Source organism: Bradyrhizobium sp. B124 (assembly GCF_038967635.1).
GTDB lineage: Bacteria > Pseudomonadota > Alphaproteobacteria > Rhizobiales > Xanthobacteraceae > Bradyrhizobium.
The window spans coordinates 3,838,266-3,857,783 of sequence record NZ_CP152413.1 but is presented as its reverse complement, the minus strand read 5'-3'; the positions used below and the strand labels follow the sequence as shown (position 1 = coordinate 3,857,783).

Below are 19,518 nucleotides of genomic sequence, written 5' to 3'. Positions count from 1 at the left end.
CAGTGGCGATGCGGCCGAAACCGTGTTCATCAATGTGGCCGCGCTTCCGTCCAGGGATAAGAAAGACGTGGATGCCCGGGTCAGGCCCGGGCACGACGTCGCAAGATTTGCCTTAAGATACGTCCATGAGCTCTCGCGCAGCCGCCAAGACCAAATCGACCGACCAGCAAGCCAGCCGTCCGGCGCGGCTGCTTGCCTGGTATGACCGGCATCGCCGGCGGCTGCCGTGGCGTGCGGAGGCGGGGGAGCGGGCCGATCCGTACCGTGTCTGGCTGTCCGAGATCATGCTGCAGCAGACCACGGTCAGGGCGGTCGGACCCTATTTCGAGAAATTCCTGTCGCGCTGGCCCGACGTGACGGCGCTCGGCCGCGCTTCGCTCGACGACGTCTTAAGGATGTGGGCCGGGCTCGGCTATTATTCGCGGGCGCGCAACCTGCACGCTTGCGCGGTTGCGGTGCTGAGCGACCATGACGGCGTCTTTCCGGACACCGAGGACGCGCTGCACGCGCTGCCCGGCATCGGGCCCTACACAGCGGCGGCGATCGCCGCCATCGCCTTCGACCGTCGCACCATGCCGGTCGACGGCAATATCGAGCGCGTCGTCACCCGGCTCTACGCCATCAAGGAGGCGCTGCCGCAGGCCAAGCCGCTGATCAAGGAGTTGGCCGCGACATTGCTCGGCCCGTCCCGCGCCGGCGACGAGAACTCCCGCGCCGGGGACAGCGCGCAAGCGCTGATGGATCTCGGCGCCACCATCTGCACGCCGAAGAAGCCGGCCTGCGCATTGTGTCCGCTGAATCACGATTGCGCAGGCCGCGCCCGCGGCGACCAGGAGACGTTCCCGCGCAAGGCACCGAAGAAGAGCGGCACGCTGCGCCGCGGCGCCGCCTTCGTGGTGACGCGCGGCGGCGAGCTTCTGGTGCGTTCGCGCCCGGACAAAGGCCTGCTTGGCGGCATGACCGAGGTGCCGGGATCGCAATGGCTTGCCGGGCAGGCGGATGCCGCCGCGCTGGCGCAGGCGCCGGAGCTCAAGGGCGTCACGCGCTGGCACCGCAAGACCGGCGTGGTCACCCATGTGTTCACGCACTTTCCGCTCGAGCTCGTGGTCTACACGGCCAATGTTCCGCTGCGGACCCGCGCGCCGGTCGGCATGCGTTGGGTGCCGGTGGCGACGCTGGATGGCGAGGCGTTTCCGAACGTGATGCGCAAGGCCATCGCACACGGGCTGGATCTCTAGGGGGAGACGACCTGCTGACACCATGCTGGCAGCAGGTCTCGGCTATGACTTCCAACACGGAGGCCGCCATGATCGCAACCGCACTCGACCGCATCCCGATGCCGCCCGTCGCTAAGCTGCTGGGTTGGCACGTGGCTGACGCACGTCCGCAGGACGGCTGGATCAGGATCGTGTTCGACGGCAAGCAGGATTTCTGCAATCCGGCCGGCTTCATCCAGGGCGGCATGCTCTCGGCGATGCTCGACGACACGATGGGCCCGGCGGTGTTCATCATGACCGAGGGCAGGCTCTTCACCACGACGATCACGATGACGGTCAATTTTCTCGCACCCGCGAAACCCGGACCGATCACCGGCGAGGCGACCGTCACGCAGCTCGGCAAGACCATCGCCTTCGTCGAGGGCCGGTTGACCGCCGCGGACGGCAGTTTGCTCGCCACCGCGAGCAGCAGCATCCGCCTGGTGGAAGCGTCGCGGGCGCTGCGGTAGAGCCGCTTGCGCTCCAGCCCTATCCCGTCACCCTGAGGAGCGCGCATCTCGCGCGCGTCTCGAAGGGTCGACGGCCACCGGCGGGGCCGTGCATCCTTCGAGACGCGCTTCGCGCTCCTCAGGATGACGGGATATGAAGCTGCTTCAAGTCACGCAGCCCTTAGGCTCCCGTCCGCTGCACGATCGGCGGCTTGGCGTTCAGGCCCTCGACCTGGAAGCCGGCGACGCGCTTGTAGTTGGCGGCGATGTCTTCCAGCTCCTGCTGCGACAGCACCTCGGTGACGACGCCAAAGCCGTTGGGTGCGCGCTCCTCGACCAGCTGCATCACCTGTTCCGGACCGTTGCGGCGGTTCAGCATCACGAGATCGGTCGTCGCCGGACGCCGCTCGGCCTCATAGGCCAATAGCGCCGCCTGCGTCGGGCCATGCGCCAAAATCTCCCGCGTCAGCGTGCGCGCATCGAGGATCGCCTGCGAGGCGCCGTTGGAGCCGATCGGGTACATCGGGTGCGCGGCGTCGCCCATCAGCGTGACGCGGCCGAAGGTCCATTGCGGGATCGGGTCGCGATCGACCAGCGGATATTCGTAGGCATGCGGACAGTTCCGGATCAGCCCGGGCACGTCGAGCCAGTCAAAATTCCAGCTCTCGAACCACGGCAGGAACTCGTCGAGCTTGGCCGTGCGGTTATAGTCCTCGCGGCGCCACTGATAGGTCGGCGGCATGTGGCGTTCGGCGACCCAGTTGAGGTCGAACTTGCCGTCGGGGCCGGCTTCCTTCGAGATCGGATAGCAGACGAATTTCAGGGTCTCGTGGCCGGCCATGATCATGGTGCGGCCGGTCAGGAAGGCATTTCCGCGGGTGATGCCGCGCCACAGGATGCGGCCGTTCCAGATCGGCGGCCCCTCCTGCGGATAGAGTTTCTCGCGCACCGCCGAATGGATGCCGTCGGCGGCGATCAGCACCGCGCCGCCATGGCTGCCGGCCGGCTTGCCGGTCGCCTTGTCGACGAAGTCGGCGCGGACGCCGTCGGCGGTCTCGGTCCAGCCGGTGAGGTGATGGCTGGTCAGGATGTTCTCACGTCCCAGCCGTTCGGTCGCGGCATCGAGCAGCAGCTGCTGCAGCCGGCCGCGATGGATCGAGAACTGCGGCCATTTATAGCCGGCCTCGAGGCCGCGCGGCTCGCTCCAGATCGGTTTGCCGTGCTTGGAGAAATAGGCGAGCTCGCGGGTGCGCACCGCGGATGTGTCGAGCACATCGTGCAGGCCGAGCTCGATCAGTTCGCGCACCGCATGCGGCAGCACGTTGATGCCGACGCCGAGCGGCCGCAGCTCGGGCACGCTTTCGAAGACGCGGCAGGGCACGCCGATCTGGTGCAGGCTGAGCGCCAGCGTCAGCCCGCCAATTCCGCCACCTGCAATCAGCACAGTCATGAAAAGCCCTCTCGATTGGCCATGGTCATCGCATGGCGGCCCGGCTGCGGGCAAGGTCCGCGGCACCGCGCGGGGTGGACGGCAAGGGGGGCTGCCGCTAACGTCCGCCGCATCTCATAACAAGCCAGGCCGGGTTCGCAACGAACCGACAAGGCCCGCAGAGGACAACGACATGCTCAAGCTCTACACCGCCCCAGGCACCTGCGCCCTCGCGTCCCACATTGCGCTGGCCGAGGCCGGCGCGCCCTATTCGGTCGAGCGGCTCGATTTCAAGATCAACCAGCAGAACAGCCCGGAGTATCTGAAGATTAATCCGAAGGGCCGCGTCCCGACGCTGGTGACCGACCACGGCGTGCTCACCGAGACGCCGGCGATGCTGGCCTACATCGCGCAGACCTATCCGCAGGCGAAGCTCGCGCCGCTCGACGACGCCTTCGCATTCGCCAGGCTGCAGGCCTTCAATTCCTACCTCTGCTCGACGGTGCATGTCTGCCATGCCCACAAGATGCGCGGCGCGCGCTGGGCGACGCAGGAGACGTCGTTCGCCGACATGAAGACGATGGTCCCGAAGACCATGGGCGCCTGCTTCAACCTGATCGAGCGCGACATGCTGAAGGGTCCGTGGGTGATGGGCGACAGCTACACGGTCGGCGACGCCTATCTCTACACGCTGACCCTCTGGCTCGATGGCGACGGCGTCGACATCGCGACCCTGCCCAAGGTGAAGGCGCATCGCGCCGCGATGGAGCAACGGCCGGCGGTGCAGAAGGTGCTCGCTGAGCAGAAGGTGTAAGCGCGAGAAATTCGGTGTCGTCCCGGGCAAGCGCAGCGCGACCCGGGACCCATAACCACCAACGATCATTGTCGCGCGACGCTGGGGCCGCAGCTCGCTCTCACAACGCAACCCTGTGGTTATGGGTCCCGGCCTTCGCCGGGACGACGCGCGGAGAGAGAGCGCCTTCACACCTTCCGCGTCTCCAACTCGCGTCCGGTCTCCAGCATCAGCCGGCGCAGCCAGATCGAACCGGGATCCATCTGCGCCCGGGTCGGATAGAACATGTGCTGCTCGTCGATGCCGGGATCGAGCGGCGGCGTTACCGTTACCAGCGATAGTTGTTTTGCCAGCGCGGAGATCAGCCGGCGCGGCACGAAGGCGACGAGGTCGGTGCGCGCGGTGACGTGCAGCGCCTCGATATAGCCCGGCACCACCAGCGCGATCCGCCGCTGGATGCCCTTGGCGCGCAGCCAGGTGTCGATCAGATCCTCGTTGTGGCCGCGGATGATCACGGCGACATGCCGCGCGGCCAGGAACGCCTCGCGCTTCCTGAGTTTGACGCCGGCGGGATGGCCGCGCCGCACTGCGAGCGCATCGATGTCGGTGTAGAGCCGCTGGCGGTGAAATCCCTTGAAGGAATTGCCGATCGAGATCACGAGATCGATGGTGCGGGCGAAGTCGGGGGTGAAGATCGGGGAGCTCCGCCACGGCACCACGTCGATGGTGACGTTCGGCGCCAGCTGCGTCACCTTCTCCATCAGCCGCGGCATCAGGAGCTCGACGGCGAGGTCGGGCATCATCAGGCGGAAATGCCGCTCGCTGCGCGCCGGATCGAAATCATCGGATACGAACAGCGTGCGCACCTGGTCGAGCGCCTGCGCCAGCGGTGAACGCAGCGCCTGCGCCCGCGGCGTCAGCTCCATCCGCGCGCCGTTGCGCACCAGCAGCGGATCGCCGATCAGGTCGCGCAGCCGCTGCAACGCGTGGCTGGTCGCCGGCTGCGACAGGTTGAGCCGCATCGCGGCGCGGCTGACATTGGCATCGCGCAGCAGAGCGTCGAGCGCGACCAGCAGATTGAGGTCAAGCGAATTCAAATTCATCGGGTGAATATATATCAGACCATCTATCGATTGGAAGAATGCACGCTGGCGCTGCATGGTCTGGAGGCAAGGCGTTTTCACCGAAACCGATAGTGGTTCACCGTGGCAAACGCCTCAAGTCAGAGCCAATTCATCGCAAGGAGACGCGCCATGAGCGCAGCCGACAACAAGAAACTGGTGCAGGAGATATTCGCAATCGCGGGCGATCCCGATCCCGCAGTGCGCGAGAAATCGCTGCTGGTGGCAAATCTCGCCGACGATGCGATCTGGACCGTGACCGGGCAATATTCCTGGGCGCGCACCTTTACCGGCAAGCAATCGATCATGAACGACCTGCACGGCCACGTCCGCTCCAGGCTGGTGGAGCGTGGCCGCACCATCGCCCATCGCTTCATCGCCGACGGCGACATCGTCGCGGTCGAGGCCAAGGGCAACAACCTCACCAAGGAAGGCCAGCGCTACGACAACGATTATTGCCTGGTGTTTCGCTTCGACGGCGGCCGGATCAAGGAGATCCGGGAATATTGCGACTCGGTGCTGACCGAGAAGGCACTTGGTCCGTTTCCGGCGGCCGCGGTTCGCGCGGCGGGTTGAAGCACTGACTGCCGCAGTCGCGGCGGCGCTCGCCTGGATCCGGCAGTGGCGTGAGAACCGGCGCGCATGGCGGCAGCTTGCCGCCATGAGCGAACGCGAGTTGCAGGATATCGGGATCTGCCGCGCCGACGTCGTCGACCACGGCCGCTATGACAAGGGCAGGCCGTACTGGCCGCCGTGAGAGCGAAACGATCGCCGCATGCAGGGTGGGCATGGCGCTGTGCGTCCTTGCCCACCCTGCGCAGTGCTTATGCCACCTTGGACTTGAGGTGGCCGAACATGATGTCGCGGGCCGCGTCGTCCATCTCCGTCTTGAAGGTGTGCTTGTCCTTCAGCGCGATCGCGCGCGCCGCTGCCGGCCGCGCCGAGATCTCGTCGACCAGCCGCTTCACGTTCGGATATTTGGCGTAGCCTTCCTCGCCGAGGATGAACGGCGCCATCCGCGCCCAGCCCCAGAACGCCATGTCGACGATCGTGTAGCTGTCGCCGACCATGTAGCGTGATTTCGCCAGGTGATCGTCGAGGATCTTGTAGTGGCGATGCGCCTCGTACTGGTAACGGTTGTTGGCGTAATCGAGGTCCTTCGGCGCGAAATGCTTGAAATGCACCGCCTGGCCGGAATAGGGGCCGAGGCCGGTTGCGATGAACATCAGCCAGGACAGCGTCGCGGCGCGGTTGGCCGGCGTGTTGGCGGGCAGGAACTTGCCGTTCTCCTCGGCGAGGTAAAGCAGGATGGCGTTGGAGTCGAACACCAGCACCCCGTCATCGTCGATCGCTGGCACCTTGCCGTTCGGATTGACCTTGAGGAATTCCGGCGCGAACTGCTCGCCCTTGCGGGTGTCGACCGGGATCGCCTCGAACGGCAGGCCGGATTCTTCCAGGAACAGGGCAACCTTGTTCGGGTTCGGCGCACCGTTGAAATAGAATTTGATCATGAAGGGACTCCCTTGGTTCTGTGACCGGCGAGATCGGGACGCGGCAGGGCAAGGCCGCTTGGCCCCTCATGCGCAAAATTCGCTGCAATGCGCAAGCGACGAGTTTGTGAATCAGGGTCGCGCGGCGCGCCGGTCAGCCGGCCCAGAAGAAGCCCAGGATACCCGCGACGATCAGTGCCACGCCCGCGACGTCCAGCACGGCGGCGGAGCGGGTCGCGGCGTGCAGGTTGGAAAGCTGCGTCGCGCGCTCGGAGCCGCGGACATGGCCGTGCACGATGATCTCTTCATTGAACTCGCCATGCGCCTCGAGGGCGAGCGTGAGGCCGACGCAGACCAGCAGGATGCCGAAAATGATCAGGCCGAAGAATCCGAGCAGGCCGATCAGCAGCATCGGAAACATGCCGAGCAGGAAGATCGGCAACAGCGGCACCAGCAGCAAGGTCTCGGATTGTCTTCGCATCGGGCGACCAATCGAAACGGCAAGTGACGGACGTCAATGTAGGCCCGCCGCGGTGGCGCAACAAGGCGGCCTGCGTTCAAGACGGCGTCATCTGTCCCAACGCGTCATTCCGGGGCGCCGCGAAGCGGCGAGCCCGGAATCCATTGGGCCGCGGTTTATGTGGGGCGATGGATTCCGGGTTCTCGCTTCGCGAGCCCCGGAATGACGAAGGAAGGATAATCCGGATCGCGTGCCTGCTCAGCCCACCGCCATGCCGGAGCGGATCTCGGCGCGCAGTTCGTCGATCAGCCTGAGGCCGGTCTTGGTCTCGACGTGCCAGAAGGTCCAGCCGTTGCAGGCGCCGGAGCCTTGCGCGACCGCGCCGATGCGGTGGATCGAGCCGACCTTGTCGCCGAGCATGATGGCGCCGTCGGCGCGCACCAGGGCGCCGTGGCGCTTCTTGGCATCGACGAGTTTGGCGCCGGGCACGATCATGCCGCGTTCGATCAGTTCGGAGAATGCCACCCGCGGCGCCTCGCGCGCGGTCATGAACGGGGCCAAGGTCTCGGCCGGCAGCGGCTCGATCGCGGCGATGCGGGCTTCGGCGGCGGCGGCATAGGTCCGGTCGCGCTCGAAGCCAATATAGTTGCGGCCGAGCCTTTTGGCGACCGCGCCTGTCGTTCCGGTGCCGTTGAACGGATCGATCACGAGATCGCCGGGCTTCGACGACGACAGCAGCACGCGGGCGAGCAGCTGCTCGGGCTTCTGCGTCGGATGGACCTTCTTGCCGTCGTCGCCCTTGAGGCGTTCCTCGCCGGTGCACAGCGGGATCAACCAGTCGGAGCGCGCCTGCACGTCCTCATTGGACGCCTTCAGCGCTTCGTAATTGAAGGTGTAGCCCTTGGCCTTCTCGTCGCGCGCGGCCCAGATCATGGTCTCGTGGGCGTTGGTGAAGCGGCGGCCGCGGAAATTCGGCATCGGATTGGACTTGCGCCACACGATGTCGTTCAGGAGCCAGAAGCCGAGGTCCTGCATGATCGCGCCGACGCGGAAGATATTGTGATAGGAGCCGATCACCCACAGCGTTGCAGACGGCTTCATCACGCGGCGGCAGGCGAGCAGCCAGGCGCGGGTGAAATCGTCATAGGCAGCGAACGACGAGAACTTGTCCCAGTCGTCGTTGACGGCATCGACATGCGATTCGTCGGGGCGCTTGAGATCGCCCTTGAGCTGCAGATTGTAGGGAGGATCCGCGAAGACCAGGTCGACCGAGCCGGCCTGAAGCTTCGACAACTCGGCCACGCAATCGCCAATGACGATGTGGCTCGACGGGGCACTCTCAAATTTAGTGCGGGGCGCCCTTGCAGACGCCCCGCGACGCGACACTACCATGACTCAAGAACTCTGACTCAGGCGACGCTGTCGGCGACGCGGGACTAAACAACCGACTGGCGCCACATTGACCCGGCAAAGTAAAAATCGACTTAATTGGAAATGTTCATGCAAAAGATTGCAGCAGCTTTTGAACGGCGTGGCGCATTGTCGTTTGCGTTGTGCTGCAACATCAGCGCGTTCGGCGAAAAATTTTGCGGATCATCAAACCGGCACGGTTCGGCCGGTAAATTGGCCGCTGCTTGCAGTGTTCGCACTGCAAAGGATGCACGTCTGCGGACTAGGCAATTTTTGCCGGGCAGGATATTGATTAACAGAATGGAAATTTTAGGTTGGTGTGTCCCGCATTGGGGCGCCGACTGGAATGAAGGGAAACCGCCATGCGCTATGATGATTTCCGCCGCAGCGACGATGTCGAAGACCGTCGCGACGACAGCGGAGGCGGCGGTGGTGGCGGCTTCGGCATTCCGATGGGCGGCGGTGGCGGGCTCGGCATCGGCACGGTCATCGTGCTCGGCTTGCTCGGCTACGCCTTCGGCATCGATCCGCGCATCCTGATCGGCGGCGCCGAGATTCTCACCGGCGGCGGCCAGGCGCCGACCTATCAGACCGATCGGCAGTCGTCGGGCGGGCAGGCCAAGCGCGGCGCGCCGACCGACGAGATGGGCAGCATGATCGCCGGTATCCTCGGCGAAATCGACGATCGCTGGAGCGAGATCTTCCAGGCCTCGGGCCAGACCTACACCGGTCCGAAGATCGTGCTGTTCCGCAACGCCACCAATGGCGGCCGCTGCGGCATGGCGCAGTCGGCGATGGGACCGTTCTACTGCCCGCCGGACAAGACCATCTTCCTCGACACCGGCTTCTTCCGCGAGGTCGAGACGCGCTTCCGCGGCTGCTCGGGCAACGCCTGCAAATTCACCGCGGCGTATATCATCGCGCATGAGGCCGGCCATCACATCCAGAACCTGCTCGGCATCATCCCGCGGGTGAACCGGTTGCAGCAGCAGGCCGGCAGCAAGGCCGAGGCCAACGCGCTTCAGGTCAAGGTCGAGTTGCAGGCCGATTGTCTCTCCGGCGTCTGGGTCAACCGCGAGGAGAAGAAGCGGCCGGGCTTCCTCGAGGCCGGCGACATCGACGCCGCGCTGACCACGGCGAACGCGATCGGCGACGACACGCTGCAGCGGCAGGCGACGGGCAGGGTGGTGCCTGATTCCTTCACCCACGGCTCGGCCGCGCAGCGCAAGCAATGGTTCATGACCGGCTACCAGCAGGGCACTGTGCAGGCCTGCAACACGTTCGGTGGGGGTGGGTAGCTCTCTAGATCGCGTCATCCTGAGGTGCTCGCCTCTCGGCGAGCCTCGAAGGATGAAGCGCCCGTGACCCATCCTTCGAGGCTCGCTCCGCTCGCACCTCAGGATGACGGCTGTGGAGCTGGAAAGAGGTGCAAATGTCTTCGATCGACGAATCCAAAACCTTCGTCCCGCTCAACATCGCGGTGCTGACGATTTCCGACACCCGCTCGCTGGCGGATGACAAGTCGGGCACCACGCTGGCCGACCGTCTCACCGCGGCCGGCCACAAGCTCGCAGCGCGCGAGATCGTCACCGACGATGTCGAGGCGATTAGGGCCGTGATCAGGCGCTGGATCGCGGACCCGGGCGTCGATGCCGTCATCAGCACCGGCGGCACCGGTTTCACCGGCCGCGACGTGACGCCGGAGGCGGTCGAGCCGCTGTTCGAGAAGCGGATGGACGGCTTTTCGATCGCCTTCCACATGCTGAGCCATGCCAAGATCGGGGCATCGACGATCCAGAGTCGCGTCACCGCCGGCGTTGCGGGCGCGACCTTCATCTTCTGCCTGCCCGGTTCGCCCGGCGCCTGCCGCGACGGCTGGGACGGCATTCTGGCCGCGCAGCTCGACTACCGCACGCGGCCCTGCAACTTCGTCGAGATCATGCCGCGGCTGGATGAACATCTGCGCCGCCCGAAGGCGAAGGGCGCGAGCGCGTAGTCTCCACTGTCATTCCGGGGCATCGCGCAGCGATGAGCCCGGAATCCATCGCCCCGCATGACCTGCGGCAAAATGGATTCCGGGCTCGCGCTTCGCGCGCCCCGGAATGACGGGATATTGAGTCCTAAAGCTCCAGCTCCCAGGTTTCCCCGACCAGGTCGACGCCAAAACTGTGGTGCTTCTCTTCCTTGACCCGCTGGAAACCGGCACGCGCATAGATGCCGCGCGCGGCGACCAAAATGCTTTGGGTCCACAGCGTCATCTTCGTGTAGCCCATCTCGCGCGCGGAGCGGACGCACTGGTCGACCAGCGCGCGGCCGACGCCGAGCCCCCGCGCCTTCTCCTCCACCGCGAGCAACCGCAGCTTGGCGACCCCGTCGCCGCCGTTGACCAGGAAGACCGAGCCGACCGGCTCGCCGTCGACCTCCGCGATCCAGCAATGCTCGCAGGCCGGATCGAACGATCGCAGAAACTGCGCGCAGATCTCGGCCACCAATGCCTCGTAGCTGATGTCCCAGCCGTACTCTTCGGCGTAGGCGCGTCCCTGTCGCGAGATCACCCAGCCGATGTCGCCGACGCGATGACTGCGCAGCAGGAAACTCACCGGCTTCTCGGCCGGCGGCTCCAGCGATTGCTCGATCGTGCTCATGGCACGCACCACCGCGGCGCGGCGGTCGCCGTCCATCTGCTTCAAGAGCGCCCCGACCTCGCTGCGCGAGCGGCGGTCGAGATCGGCGGCAGCGGTGCGGCCCTTGGCGGTGAGGGCCACCTCGTTGACGCGCTTGTCGGCCTTTGACGGCTTGCGGGTCACGATCTGGCGGCGCTGCAGTGCCTGTAGCGTCCGGCTGACGAAGCCGGCATCGAGGTCGAGATCGCGCACCAGATCCGTCGCGGTGCAGTCCGTGCGATGCGCGAGCTCGTAGATGATCCGCGCTTCCTGCAGCGTGTACGGGGAGTGCAGCAGCTTCGGCTCGATGATGCCGAGCTTGCGGGTATAGAACCGGCTGAAGCCGCGGACCGCAGCGACCTGACTCTCGAGGGCGGTGTCATGGGAGTTTGATTTCATCAAACATATTATTTGACGGAATCAAATAATCCGCAAGCGCTTTCTGGCGCGTTTGCTGCGCGCGAACCGGTGCCTACTTCGCTTGGATATGCCTTACGCCACCATGATCCGGCTGCGCAGCATGGTGCGCGAAGAGCGGCCGAGCCGGCGCAGCAGCCGCGCCTCGGAGCGGCGGGCGTCCGGCCGGTAGCCGCCGATCCGCTCGTAGTGCTCGCGTGCGATCAAGAGGCCCTGTTCGGCCGAGGGGCCGGTGATCATCCGGGCGACGAATTTGAGGCCGTCGCGCAGACGGGGGTCGGTATAGGGCGCGCGGGCGTAGCGGAAGATGCCGGCGCGGTCCTTGCCGCTCGCCGCCACCATCTGGATGAACTGGGTGGTCTCCTCGATCCAGCCGGCATCGAGCACCGCGCCCGGATGCAAGAACATCAGCCAGGGCGAACGCGCCTGCCGCGCGCCTGCGGCGAGCGCCGCAGCGCGGGTGCCCTCGAAACGCAGGAAGTGACAGCCGGCGATGTCGGCAACGCGCTCCATCACATCACTGTTGGTGCGGTCGACCAGCAGCACCTCGCGGATGACGCCGGCGGCCGCGCCCGGCACCAGCGCCGCGAGCGTTGCGACTGCGGTGCGCTCGACTCCGTCGGTGGGGATGATCACGCTCAGCATGATTTGAGGCTTCGCTGGCTCAAACGGTGGAGAAACTCCGGCCGTGTTATCACCTTGTCATATTCAAAGCAGCCTTTTCGCCTGCAGATTTTTACGCCATCACTTTGTGGATTTTCTCGGCTCTTGTTCTTGATTTGTTCTCGGGCTGTGTTAGCTTCAAAGCATGAGCCGAGCATCCTCTCATGCCCTCAAGCACCCGCCGGTAACGGCGCCCTCCGATAACCCGGCGGGTGCACCTTCACCTGTTCCTGCCCCTTTTCCCGAGCTTGCGGTCGCGATCGAGCGCGAGCGGCGGCGCGGCCGCGGCGCGCAGTCCAACGCCAGCGGCCGCTACGAGGCAGAAGCGCGGGTTGCCTTCGACGACGGCTGGCAGAGCCTCGAAGACCTGCCGCCGTTTTCGACCAGTGTGGCGCTCGACACCTCGCGCAAGGTGATCACCCGCAACGACTCGCCCGATATCGGCTTCGACCGCTCGATCAATCCCTATCGCGGCTGCGAGCATGGCTGCGTCTATTGCTTCGCGCGGCCGACCCACGCCTATCTCGGCCTGTCGCCGGGGCTGGACTTCGAATCCAAGCTGTTCGCCAAGCCGGATGCGCCCGCGCTGCTCGAGAAGGAGCTGGCGGCGCCCGACTACGAGGCGCGGATGATCGCGATCGGCACCAACACCGATCCCTATCAGCCGATCGAGCGCGAACGCAAAATCATGCGCGGCATCCTCGAGGTGCTGGAGCGCGCCGGGCATCCGGTCGGTATCGTGACCAAGTCGGCGCTGGTGACCCGCGACATCGACATCCTGGCGCGGATGGCCAAACGCAATCTCGCCAAGGTCGCGCTCTCGGTGACGACGCTCGACCCGAAGCTCGCCCGCACCATGGAGCCGCGCGCTTCGACCCCGTCGAAACGGCTCGAGGCGATCAAGCGGCTCGCTGATGCCGGCATCCCGACCACGGTGATGGTCGCGCCCGTGATCCCGGCGCTGAACGATTCCGAGATCGAGCGCATCCTCGATGCCGCCGTGCATGCCGGCGCCAAGGAGGCGAGCTATGTGCTGCTGCGGCTGCCGCTCGAGGTGCGCGATCTGTTCCGCGAATGGCTGATGGCGAACTATCCCGACCGCTATCGTCATGTCTTCACGCTGATCCGCGACATGCGCGGCGGCCGCGATTACGACTCGCAATGGGGCACAAGGATGAAGGGCACCGGCCCGATGGCCTGGATGATCGGTCGCCGTTTCGAGATCGCCTGCGAAAAGCTCGGCCTCAACAAGCGTCGCACCAAGCTGACCACCGATCACTTCGCCAAACCGAAGCGCAGCGGGCAGCAGCTCAGTTTGTTCTAGGTGGAAGCCCGTAGCCCGGATGCAGCCAACGGGTCGCGCGAACGCGCGCGGCCGATGACAGGCTCCGCGAAATCCGGGGCCTTGCGTCCGCGGCCAAAACTTTCCCGGATTACGCTTCGCTCCATCCGGGCTACGAAGAAGCAAGATCGCGACGACGTCATAAAATGGCAACGTCACAAATAAAGTGAGTGCAACAATGAGTAACGCCCCGACCGCCCGCTTTACCGTCCTCACGCTCGGCGTCAGCGACATGCGCGCCAGCATCGCCTTCTACGAATCGCTCGGCTTCACCAGAAAGATGCGCGCGACCGGCGAGGAGGTCGCCTTCTTCGAGACCGGCGGCACCGTGCTCGGGCTGTTCCCGTGGCATCTGCTCGCCGCCGACGCCGGGTTGCCCGATCAGCCGCGGCCTTCAGCGTTCCGCGGCGTTGCGATTGCCTGGAACTGCAACGACGATGCCGAGGTCGATCGTGTGATGGCGTTTGCGCTGTCGAAAGGCGCCGCATTGCTCAAGCCCGCGCAGCCGACGAGCTATGGCGGCTATTGCGGTTATTTCGGCGATCCCGACGGCCACGCCTGGGAAGTGGTGCGCGCGCCGGGCTTCGAGGTTCTCGATAGCGGGCGGGTGTCCATTCCGGATTAGAGCGAGCCGAATTGAATAACGGGGAAGGGCGTCGGGTTCCCGGTTGCGCCGCGGAGCCGGCTTGATCACCATCCCCGCATGATTCGGGATAAAGCCAAAAGCGCGTCAAAAGCCACGCCGAAGCAGGCGCCGGCGAAATCAGCCAGGCCGGCCAAGCGCGTCATCGCGGTGACGCGGCCGAGCTTTCGGCGCGAGCGTGCGCTGATCAAGCGCGGTATCTGGCCGGTCGCCGGCTGCGACGAGGCCGGGCGCGGCCCGCTGGCGGGTCCCGTGGTCGCCGCCGCCGTGGTGCTGGATCCTGCTCGTGTTCCCAAGGGCCTCGACGATTCCAAGCGGCTGACCGCCGAGCGCCGCGAGGAACTGTTCGAGGAAATCTGCGCCACCGCAGCGTTCTCGGTCGCGGTGGCCTCGCCGGCGCGAATCGACCGCGACAACATCCTGCGCGCCTCGCTGTGGGCGCTGGCGCGCGCCGTCCATGCGCTGCCGGAAATGCCGAAACACGTCTTCGTCGACGGCCGCGACAAGCTCGCCACACCCTGCGACTGCGACGCCGTGATCGGCGGCGACGGCATCGTGGCCTCGATCGCAGCGGCCTCGATCATCGCCAAGGTGACGCGCGACCGCCTGATGTGTGCGCTGGCGCTGGATTGCCCCGGCTACGGTTTCGAGCAGCACAAGGGCTATGGCGTGCCTGAGCACCTCGAGGCGCTTGACCGGCTCGGCCCCAGCACCCATCACCGCAGCTTCTTCGCGCCGGTCGTCGCCGCGCGGCTGAAGCATTTCCCGATCCCGGCCGAGCCCGACCTGTTCACGGTGGACGCGGAAAGCGAAGCCGCGGCGTCCGCGGCGGCGTAGGATCGTCGGGCACGAGCCACCATCTCGACTGTCATCGCCCGGCTCGACCGGGCGATCCAGTATTCCAGAGACCGTTGTGTTCAAGCCCAGCCGCCGCGGCGTACTGGATCACCCGCTTTCGCGGGTGATGACAACGGAGACTGACTTTACAGTGCAGTCTGGCGCGACACCGTTGCCTCCACCGTCGCCGCCGTTTATCAGAACCCTCGGGATCAGATGACGCCGCTACGTGCGGGTGGCTGGGGCATTTCGGGCGTTTCATGCGGTTTACCTCCCTGGTTGTCGAACTGATTCGCGCCCGGCCGCGCCTCGTGGTGTGGGTCGTGGTGCTGGTGCAGGCCGCGATCTGGCTGCTTCTGCCGCTGATCTTCTACGGCAGCCCGCCCGGCAATCTCGCCACCGTCCTCGCCTTCGGCCGTGAGTATCAGGTCGGCACCGACATGGGGCCGCCGCTTTCGTTCTGGCTCGCCGACATCGCCTTCCGCGCCGCCGGCAATCACGTGTTCGGTGTCTATCTGCTGGCGCAGGTCTGCGAGATCGCCACCTTCATCGCCTTCTACCAATTGGCGCGCGCCATCGTCGGCGGCCCGCAGGGCGTGCTGGCGGTGCTGCTGTCGATGACGGTCGTGGTGTTTTCCTCGCCAAGCGTCGAGTTCGGCCCGCTGATCCTGGCGCGTCCGCTGTGGGCGCTCCTGCTGCTGCATTCCTGGCAGCTGATCGGGCAGAACCGGCGCGCCGCCTGGTTCGCCTGGTCGATCGATTGCGGCCTGCTGCTGCTGACGACGCCGGCAGCGCTCGGCATGATCCTGCTCGTGGTCGGCTTTGCGCTCGCAACCGAGCGCGGGCGACGCACGCTGCGCGCGGTCGATCCGCTCTATGCGCTGCTGGTCATCATCGTGCTGGCGCTGCCCTATCTGATCTGGCTGGTCCGCGCCGACGTGCTGGCGCTGCCGGCCTTGCCCGCGGCTGCCGATCTCAAGGCGCGCGCGCTGCGCTGGGGCGTCGTGCTCGGCGGGCTGATCGTGGCGACCGCCGGAATCGTGGTGCTGGCGATCCTCAATTCGCGCTGGTTCGCCCGCGACCGTGAGGATGCCCCGATCATCTACCGTCCGCCGGTCAGTCCGCTGGCGCAGCACTTCGTTTATTTCTTCGCGTTTGCGCCGGCGATCGTGAGCAGCTTCGTCTCCGGGCTGTTCGATCTGGATCGCGCCTTCGGCGGCGCCGGCGTGGCGCTGCTGATGTCGGGGCTCGCGGTCGTCGTCGCGACCGGCGATCTGATCCATCTCAGGCGGCAGCGGCTGTTGCGCTCGGTGTGGGCCTTCGCTGTCGCGGCGCCTGCCGCGGTCGCACTGGCGGCGGCGCTGTTCCTGCCCTGGACCAGCACCACCGAGGTGCCGACCTCGCTCCCGGCAGCCGCGATGGGACGCTTCTTCGACGACAGCTATGAACGCCGCACCAACCAGCGCCTGCGCGCGGTCGCCGGCGATCCAGAGCTCGCCAGCCTGATCGCGATGAACGGGCGCCGTCCGCATCTTTTGCTCGACGCCGCGCCGCAACGGACGCCGTGGCTGTCGGTCGCAAAGTTCAACGAGACCGGCGGCGTCGTGGTCTGGCGCGCGCAGGACACCGCCGGCACGCCGCCGCCCGAACTCGCGCAACGCTTCCCCGGCCTGGTGCCGGAAGTGCCGCGCTCGTTCGACCGGCTGGTCAATGGCCGGCAGCCGGTTCTGCGGATCGGCTGGGCGATCGTGCGGCCGAAGGGGTAGGGATCAGTCGATCTGTAGGATGGGTAGAGCGAAGCGAAACCCATCGATTGATGCCCGCTGCGCTAATGATGGGTTTCGCTGCGCTCTACCCATCCTACGAAGCAAGCACCTTCGCGATCGCGCGCAAATCCTGCCACGACAATCTCTTGTACGACGGCGAGCGCAGCAGGTAGGCCGGATGGAAGGTGGCGACGGCGCGGATCGTGCGCGTGCCAGTGTCGTAATCGATCCATTTGCCGCGCGTGCGCATGATGCCCTCGCGCGTGCCGAGCAATGCCTGCGTCGACGGATTGCCGAGTGTCACCAGCACGTCGGGATTCACCAGCTCGATATGGCGCTGGATGAAGGGCAGGCACACCTGCGTCTCCTGCGGCGTCGGCGTCCGGTTGCCCGGCGGCCGCCACGGAATGACGTTGGCGATATAGGCTTTGCTGCGGTCGAGCCCGATCGCCGCGATCATGCGGTCGAGCAGCTTGCCGGAGCGGCCGACGAACGGCAGTCCATCGATGTCCTCGTCGCGGCCCGGCGCCTCGCCGACGAACATCACGCGCGCCTGCGGATTGCCATCGGCGAACACCAGCCGGGTCGCGGTGTGCTTCAGCGCGCAGCCGTCGAATGTCTCCATCAGCGTGCGCAAGGCCTCAAGCGTCGGCGCGGTGCGTGCGGCCTCGCGCGCGGAGGCGATTGCGGCGTCCGGCGCGATGGTGATTTCGCTGCGCGGAACGACCGGCATCGGTGGCGGGCGCAGCGGATTGAGTGCGGCTGGACGCGGCGCGGCGGGGGCGGGAACTGGCTCGGGCTCTTCCAGCCGGTTGATCGGCTCGTCGCCAAGCGCGCAATCGACCCCGGCCTCGAGGTAAAAGGCCAGCAATTGCTGCAGTGTAGGGGTGGGCTCGGGCGTCAGGGCCATGATGGCTGCAATCTAGAGCATGGCGGAGAAAAGTGGAGGCTCGATTTCGGAAAAGATTATTCTCTGCGGTATCCGGGCCGTGCAAAGCCATGGAAGCGCAATTCCATGGTTGTCCTTCCGCCAAAAATCGGAAACAACGACTTTTGAAAAGCTTAGAAGCGTTCTCAATGGGCTGAGATCAAGATCATGAGTGCTGAAGACCTTCCCCCGCGCGAGTCTATGGAATTCGATGTCGTCATCGTCGGCGCCGGCCCGTCGGGCCTGTCGGCCGCGATCCGGCTGAAGCAGCTCAATCCCGAGCTCTCGATCGTTGTGGTGGAGAAGGGCTCCGAGGTCGGCGCGCACATCCTGTCGGGTGCGGTGATCGATCCGGTGTCGCTCGACAGGCTGATCCCGGACTGGCGCGAGGACGCGGACTGTCCGTTGAAGACGCAGGTCAAGGAGGACCGCTTCTACTGGACGACGTCGCAAGGCTGGTTCCGCATTCCGAACTTCATCATGCCGCCGTTGATGCACAATCATCACAACTATATCGGCTCGCTCGGCAATGTCTGCCGCTGGCTGGCGCCGAAGGCGGAAGCGCTTGGCGTCGAGATCTACCCGGGCTTTGCCGCCACTGAGGTGCTCTATGACGACAAGGGCGCGGTGCGCGGCATCGCGACCGGCGACATGGGCATCGCCAAGGACGGCAGCCACAAGGATTCCTACACCCGCGGCATGGAGCTGCTCGGCAAGTACACGTTGTTCGCCGAAGGCGCGCGCGGCTCGCTGTCGAAGCAGCTGATCGCGAAGTTCAAGCTCGACGCCAACTCCGAGCCGCCGAAATTCGGCATCGGGCTCAAGGAGGTCTGGCAGATCGATCCGGCCAAGCACCGCAAGGGACGGGTTCAGCATACGCTGGGATGGCCGCTGAACGACAAGACCGGCGGCGGCTCGTTCCTCTATCATTACGACGACAACCGCGTCGCGGTAGGCTTCGTCGTGCATCTGAACTACAATGACCCGTACCTGTCGCCGTTCGACGAATTCCAGCGGATGAAGACGCATCCCGATATCCGCGAGCTGTTCGAGGGCGGCAAGCGGCTTGCCTATGGTGCGCGCGCCATCACCGAGGGCGGCTACCAGTCGGTGCCGCGGCTCTCCTTCCCGGGCGGCGCGCTGATCGGCTGCGCGGCCGGCTTCGTCAACGTCCCGCGCATCAAGGGCGTCCACAATGCAATGGGCTCCGGCATGCTCGCCGCCGAGCACGTCGCGGCCGCGCTCGGCGCCGGCCGCGCCAATGACGAACTCGTCGAGTACGAGAATGCCTGGCGTTCGTCCGCGATCGGCAAGGACCTGTTCAAGGTCCGTAATGCCAAGCCGCTGCTGTCGAAGTTCGGCAACCTGCTCGGAATGGCGCTCTCCGGCTTCGACATGTGGTGCAACACGCTCGGCTTCTCGCTGTTCGGCACCCAGTCGCACGCCAAGCCCGACCGCAAGACGCTCGATCCGTCGAAGCAGCACCAGCCGATCGCCTATCCGAAGCCGGACGGCAAGATCTCGTTCGACAAGCTGTCGTCGGTGTTCCTGTCCAACACCAACCATGAGGAGGACCAGCCGGTCCATCTCAAGGTCGCCGACATGAATCTGCAGAAGACGTCGGAGCACGACGTGTTCGCCGGTCCCTCCAACCGCTATTGCCCGGCCGGCGTCTATGAGTGGGTCGAGGAATCGGCCGGCCCGCGCTTCCAGATCAACGCCCAGAACTGCGTCCACTGCAAAACCTGCGACGTGAAGGACCCCAACGGCAACATCACCTGGGTTCCTCCGGAGGGCGGCGGCGGGCCGAACTACGAGGCGATGTAAGGCCAAGGGTGAGGCTGACGCGGC

Annotated in this window: 20 protein-coding genes; 12 read left to right on the top strand and 8 right to left on the bottom strand. The window is 65.8% G+C overall.

Annotated features, from left to right (window positions below; genetic code table 11):
• Positions 1 to 125 precede the first annotated feature (125 nt).
• Positions 126 to 1,238: an A/G-specific adenine glycosylase gene (gene mutY, locus AAFG13_RS18555; RefSeq protein WP_342712928.1), complete on the top strand. Its 1,113-nt coding sequence runs from the start codon at positions 126 to 128 to the stop codon at positions 1,236 to 1,238.
• Positions 1,239 to 1,306: 68 nt separating this feature from the next.
• Positions 1,307 to 1,726 (top strand): PaaI family thioesterase, encoded by a 420-nt coding sequence (locus AAFG13_RS18550; protein ID WP_212315545.1) that lies wholly within the window; start codon positions 1,307 to 1,309, stop codon positions 1,724 to 1,726.
• Positions 1,727 to 1,886: 160 nt separating this feature from the next.
• On the opposite strand, the gene AAFG13_RS18545 is transcribed toward AAFG13_RS18550, so the two are convergent.
• Entirely contained in the window at positions 1,887 to 3,155 is a 1,269-nt protein-coding gene (locus AAFG13_RS18545; RefSeq protein ID WP_342712927.1) for a flavin-dependent oxidoreductase, read from the bottom strand.
• Between the two features lie 172 nt (positions 3,156 to 3,327).
• Here AAFG13_RS18545 and AAFG13_RS18540 point away from each other — a divergent pair, with 172 nt between their 5' ends.
• Positions 3,328 to 3,948 (top strand): glutathione S-transferase family protein, encoded by a 621-nt coding sequence (locus tag AAFG13_RS18540; protein ID WP_342712926.1) that lies wholly within the window; start codon positions 3,328 to 3,330, stop codon positions 3,946 to 3,948.
• A gap of 167 nt (positions 3,949 to 4,115) precedes the next feature.
• On the opposite strand, the gene AAFG13_RS18535 is transcribed toward AAFG13_RS18540, so the two are convergent.
• A complete protein-coding gene (locus AAFG13_RS18535) occupies positions 4,116 to 5,030 on the bottom strand; it encodes a LysR family transcriptional regulator (protein ID WP_212315540.1) in 915 nt (304 codons plus the stop codon).
• 150 nt (positions 5,031 to 5,180) lie between these two features.
• Between AAFG13_RS18535 and AAFG13_RS18530 the strand changes: the two genes are divergently transcribed.
• Positions 5,181 to 5,624 (top strand): nuclear transport factor 2 family protein, encoded by a 444-nt coding sequence (locus tag AAFG13_RS18530; RefSeq protein WP_342712925.1) that lies wholly within the window; start codon positions 5,181 to 5,183, stop codon positions 5,622 to 5,624.
• The gene (locus AAFG13_RS18525; protein ID WP_342712924.1) at positions 5,584 to 5,805 is read left to right on the top strand and encodes a DUF1127 domain-containing protein; all 222 of its coding nucleotides are present in this window, start codon (positions 5,584 to 5,586) and stop codon (positions 5,803 to 5,805) included. Before AAFG13_RS18530 ends, AAFG13_RS18525 begins: the two co-directional genes overlap by 41 nt.
• A 67-nt stretch (positions 5,806 to 5,872) precedes the next feature.
• Here AAFG13_RS18525 and AAFG13_RS18520 read toward each other — a convergent pair whose 3' ends face one another.
• The 3 genes from AAFG13_RS18520 to AAFG13_RS18510 all read right to left on the bottom strand — a co-directional run bounded on the left by AAFG13_RS18520 (position 5,873) and on the right by AAFG13_RS18510 (position 8,390).
• A complete protein-coding gene (locus AAFG13_RS18520) occupies positions 5,873 to 6,559 on the bottom strand; it encodes a glutathione S-transferase family protein (RefSeq protein ID WP_212315537.1) in 687 nt (228 codons plus the stop codon).
• A gap of 133 nt (positions 6,560 to 6,692) precedes the next feature.
• Positions 6,693 to 7,019 carry a hypothetical protein gene (locus tag AAFG13_RS18515; protein ID WP_212315535.1) on the bottom strand — a complete coding sequence of 109 codons (327 nt, stop codon included), beginning with the start codon at positions 7,017 to 7,019 and terminating at the stop codon, positions 6,693 to 6,695.
• Between the two features lie 237 nt (positions 7,020 to 7,256).
• Positions 7,257 to 8,390 carry a site-specific DNA-methyltransferase gene (locus tag AAFG13_RS18510; RefSeq protein ID WP_097672884.1) on the bottom strand — a complete coding sequence of 378 codons (1,134 nt, stop codon included), beginning with the start codon at positions 8,388 to 8,390 and terminating at the stop codon, positions 7,257 to 7,259.
• A gap of 380 nt (positions 8,391 to 8,770) precedes the next feature.
• On the opposite strand from AAFG13_RS18510, the gene AAFG13_RS18505 reads away from it, so the two are divergent.
• Positions 8,771 to 9,706 (top strand): neutral zinc metallopeptidase, encoded by a 936-nt coding sequence (locus AAFG13_RS18505; RefSeq protein ID WP_212315533.1) that lies wholly within the window; start codon positions 8,771 to 8,773, stop codon positions 9,704 to 9,706.
• A gap of 134 nt (positions 9,707 to 9,840) precedes the next feature.
• A complete protein-coding gene (moaB, locus tag AAFG13_RS18500; RefSeq protein ID WP_342712922.1) occupies positions 9,841 to 10,404 on the top strand; it encodes a molybdenum cofactor biosynthesis protein B in 564 nt (187 codons plus the stop codon).
• A 124-nt stretch (positions 10,405 to 10,528) separates the two neighbouring features.
• Here the strand turns inward: moaB and AAFG13_RS18495 are convergent, their stop codons facing one another.
• Positions 10,529 to 11,470: a helix-turn-helix domain-containing GNAT family N-acetyltransferase gene (locus AAFG13_RS18495; RefSeq protein WP_212315529.1), complete on the bottom strand. Its 942-nt coding sequence runs from the start codon at positions 11,468 to 11,470 to the stop codon at positions 10,529 to 10,531.
• A gap of 93 nt (positions 11,471 to 11,563) precedes the next feature.
• Positions 11,564 to 12,133, bottom strand: a complete 570-nt coding sequence (locus AAFG13_RS18490) for a glycosyl transferase (RefSeq protein ID WP_342712921.1) — start codon at positions 12,131 to 12,133, stop codon at positions 11,564 to 11,566.
• Between the two features lie 163 nt (positions 12,134 to 12,296).
• Between AAFG13_RS18490 and AAFG13_RS18485 the strand changes: the two genes are divergently transcribed.
• The 4 genes from AAFG13_RS18485 (at position 12,297) to AAFG13_RS18470 (ending at position 16,739) form a co-directional block, all read left to right on the top strand.
• Positions 12,297 to 13,475, top strand: coding sequence for a PA0069 family radical SAM protein (locus AAFG13_RS18485; RefSeq protein WP_342712920.1), 1,179 nt, complete (start codon positions 12,297 to 12,299; stop codon positions 13,473 to 13,475).
• Positions 13,476 to 13,671: 196 nt separating this feature from the next.
• Positions 13,672 to 14,118: a VOC family protein gene (locus tag AAFG13_RS18480; RefSeq protein ID WP_342712919.1), complete on the top strand. Its 447-nt coding sequence runs from the start codon at positions 13,672 to 13,674 to the stop codon at positions 14,116 to 14,118.
• 78 nt (positions 14,119 to 14,196) lie between these two features.
• Positions 14,197 to 14,973 carry a ribonuclease HII gene (locus AAFG13_RS18475; protein ID WP_342712918.1) on the top strand — a complete coding sequence of 259 codons (777 nt, stop codon included), beginning with the start codon at positions 14,197 to 14,199 and terminating at the stop codon, positions 14,971 to 14,973.
• Positions 14,974 to 15,233: 260 nt separating this feature from the next.
• Complete coding sequence (locus AAFG13_RS18470; RefSeq protein WP_342712917.1) at positions 15,234 to 16,739, top strand: glycosyltransferase family 39 protein; 1,506 nt, start codon at positions 15,234 to 15,236, stop codon at positions 16,737 to 16,739.
• Between the two features lie 94 nt (positions 16,740 to 16,833).
• On the opposite strand, the gene AAFG13_RS18465 is transcribed toward AAFG13_RS18470, so the two are convergent.
• On the bottom strand, positions 16,834 to 17,643 hold the full coding sequence (locus AAFG13_RS18465) for a uracil-DNA glycosylase (RefSeq protein WP_342713356.1): 810 nt from the start codon (positions 17,641 to 17,643) through the stop codon (positions 16,834 to 16,836).
• A 192-nt stretch (positions 17,644 to 17,835) separates the two neighbouring features.
• Between AAFG13_RS18465 and AAFG13_RS18460 the strand changes: the two genes are divergently transcribed.
• Positions 17,836 to 19,494, top strand: coding sequence for an electron transfer flavoprotein-ubiquinone oxidoreductase (locus AAFG13_RS18460; protein WP_229164863.1), 1,659 nt, complete (start codon positions 17,836 to 17,838; stop codon positions 19,492 to 19,494).
• Positions 19,495 to 19,518 lie beyond the last annotated feature (24 nt).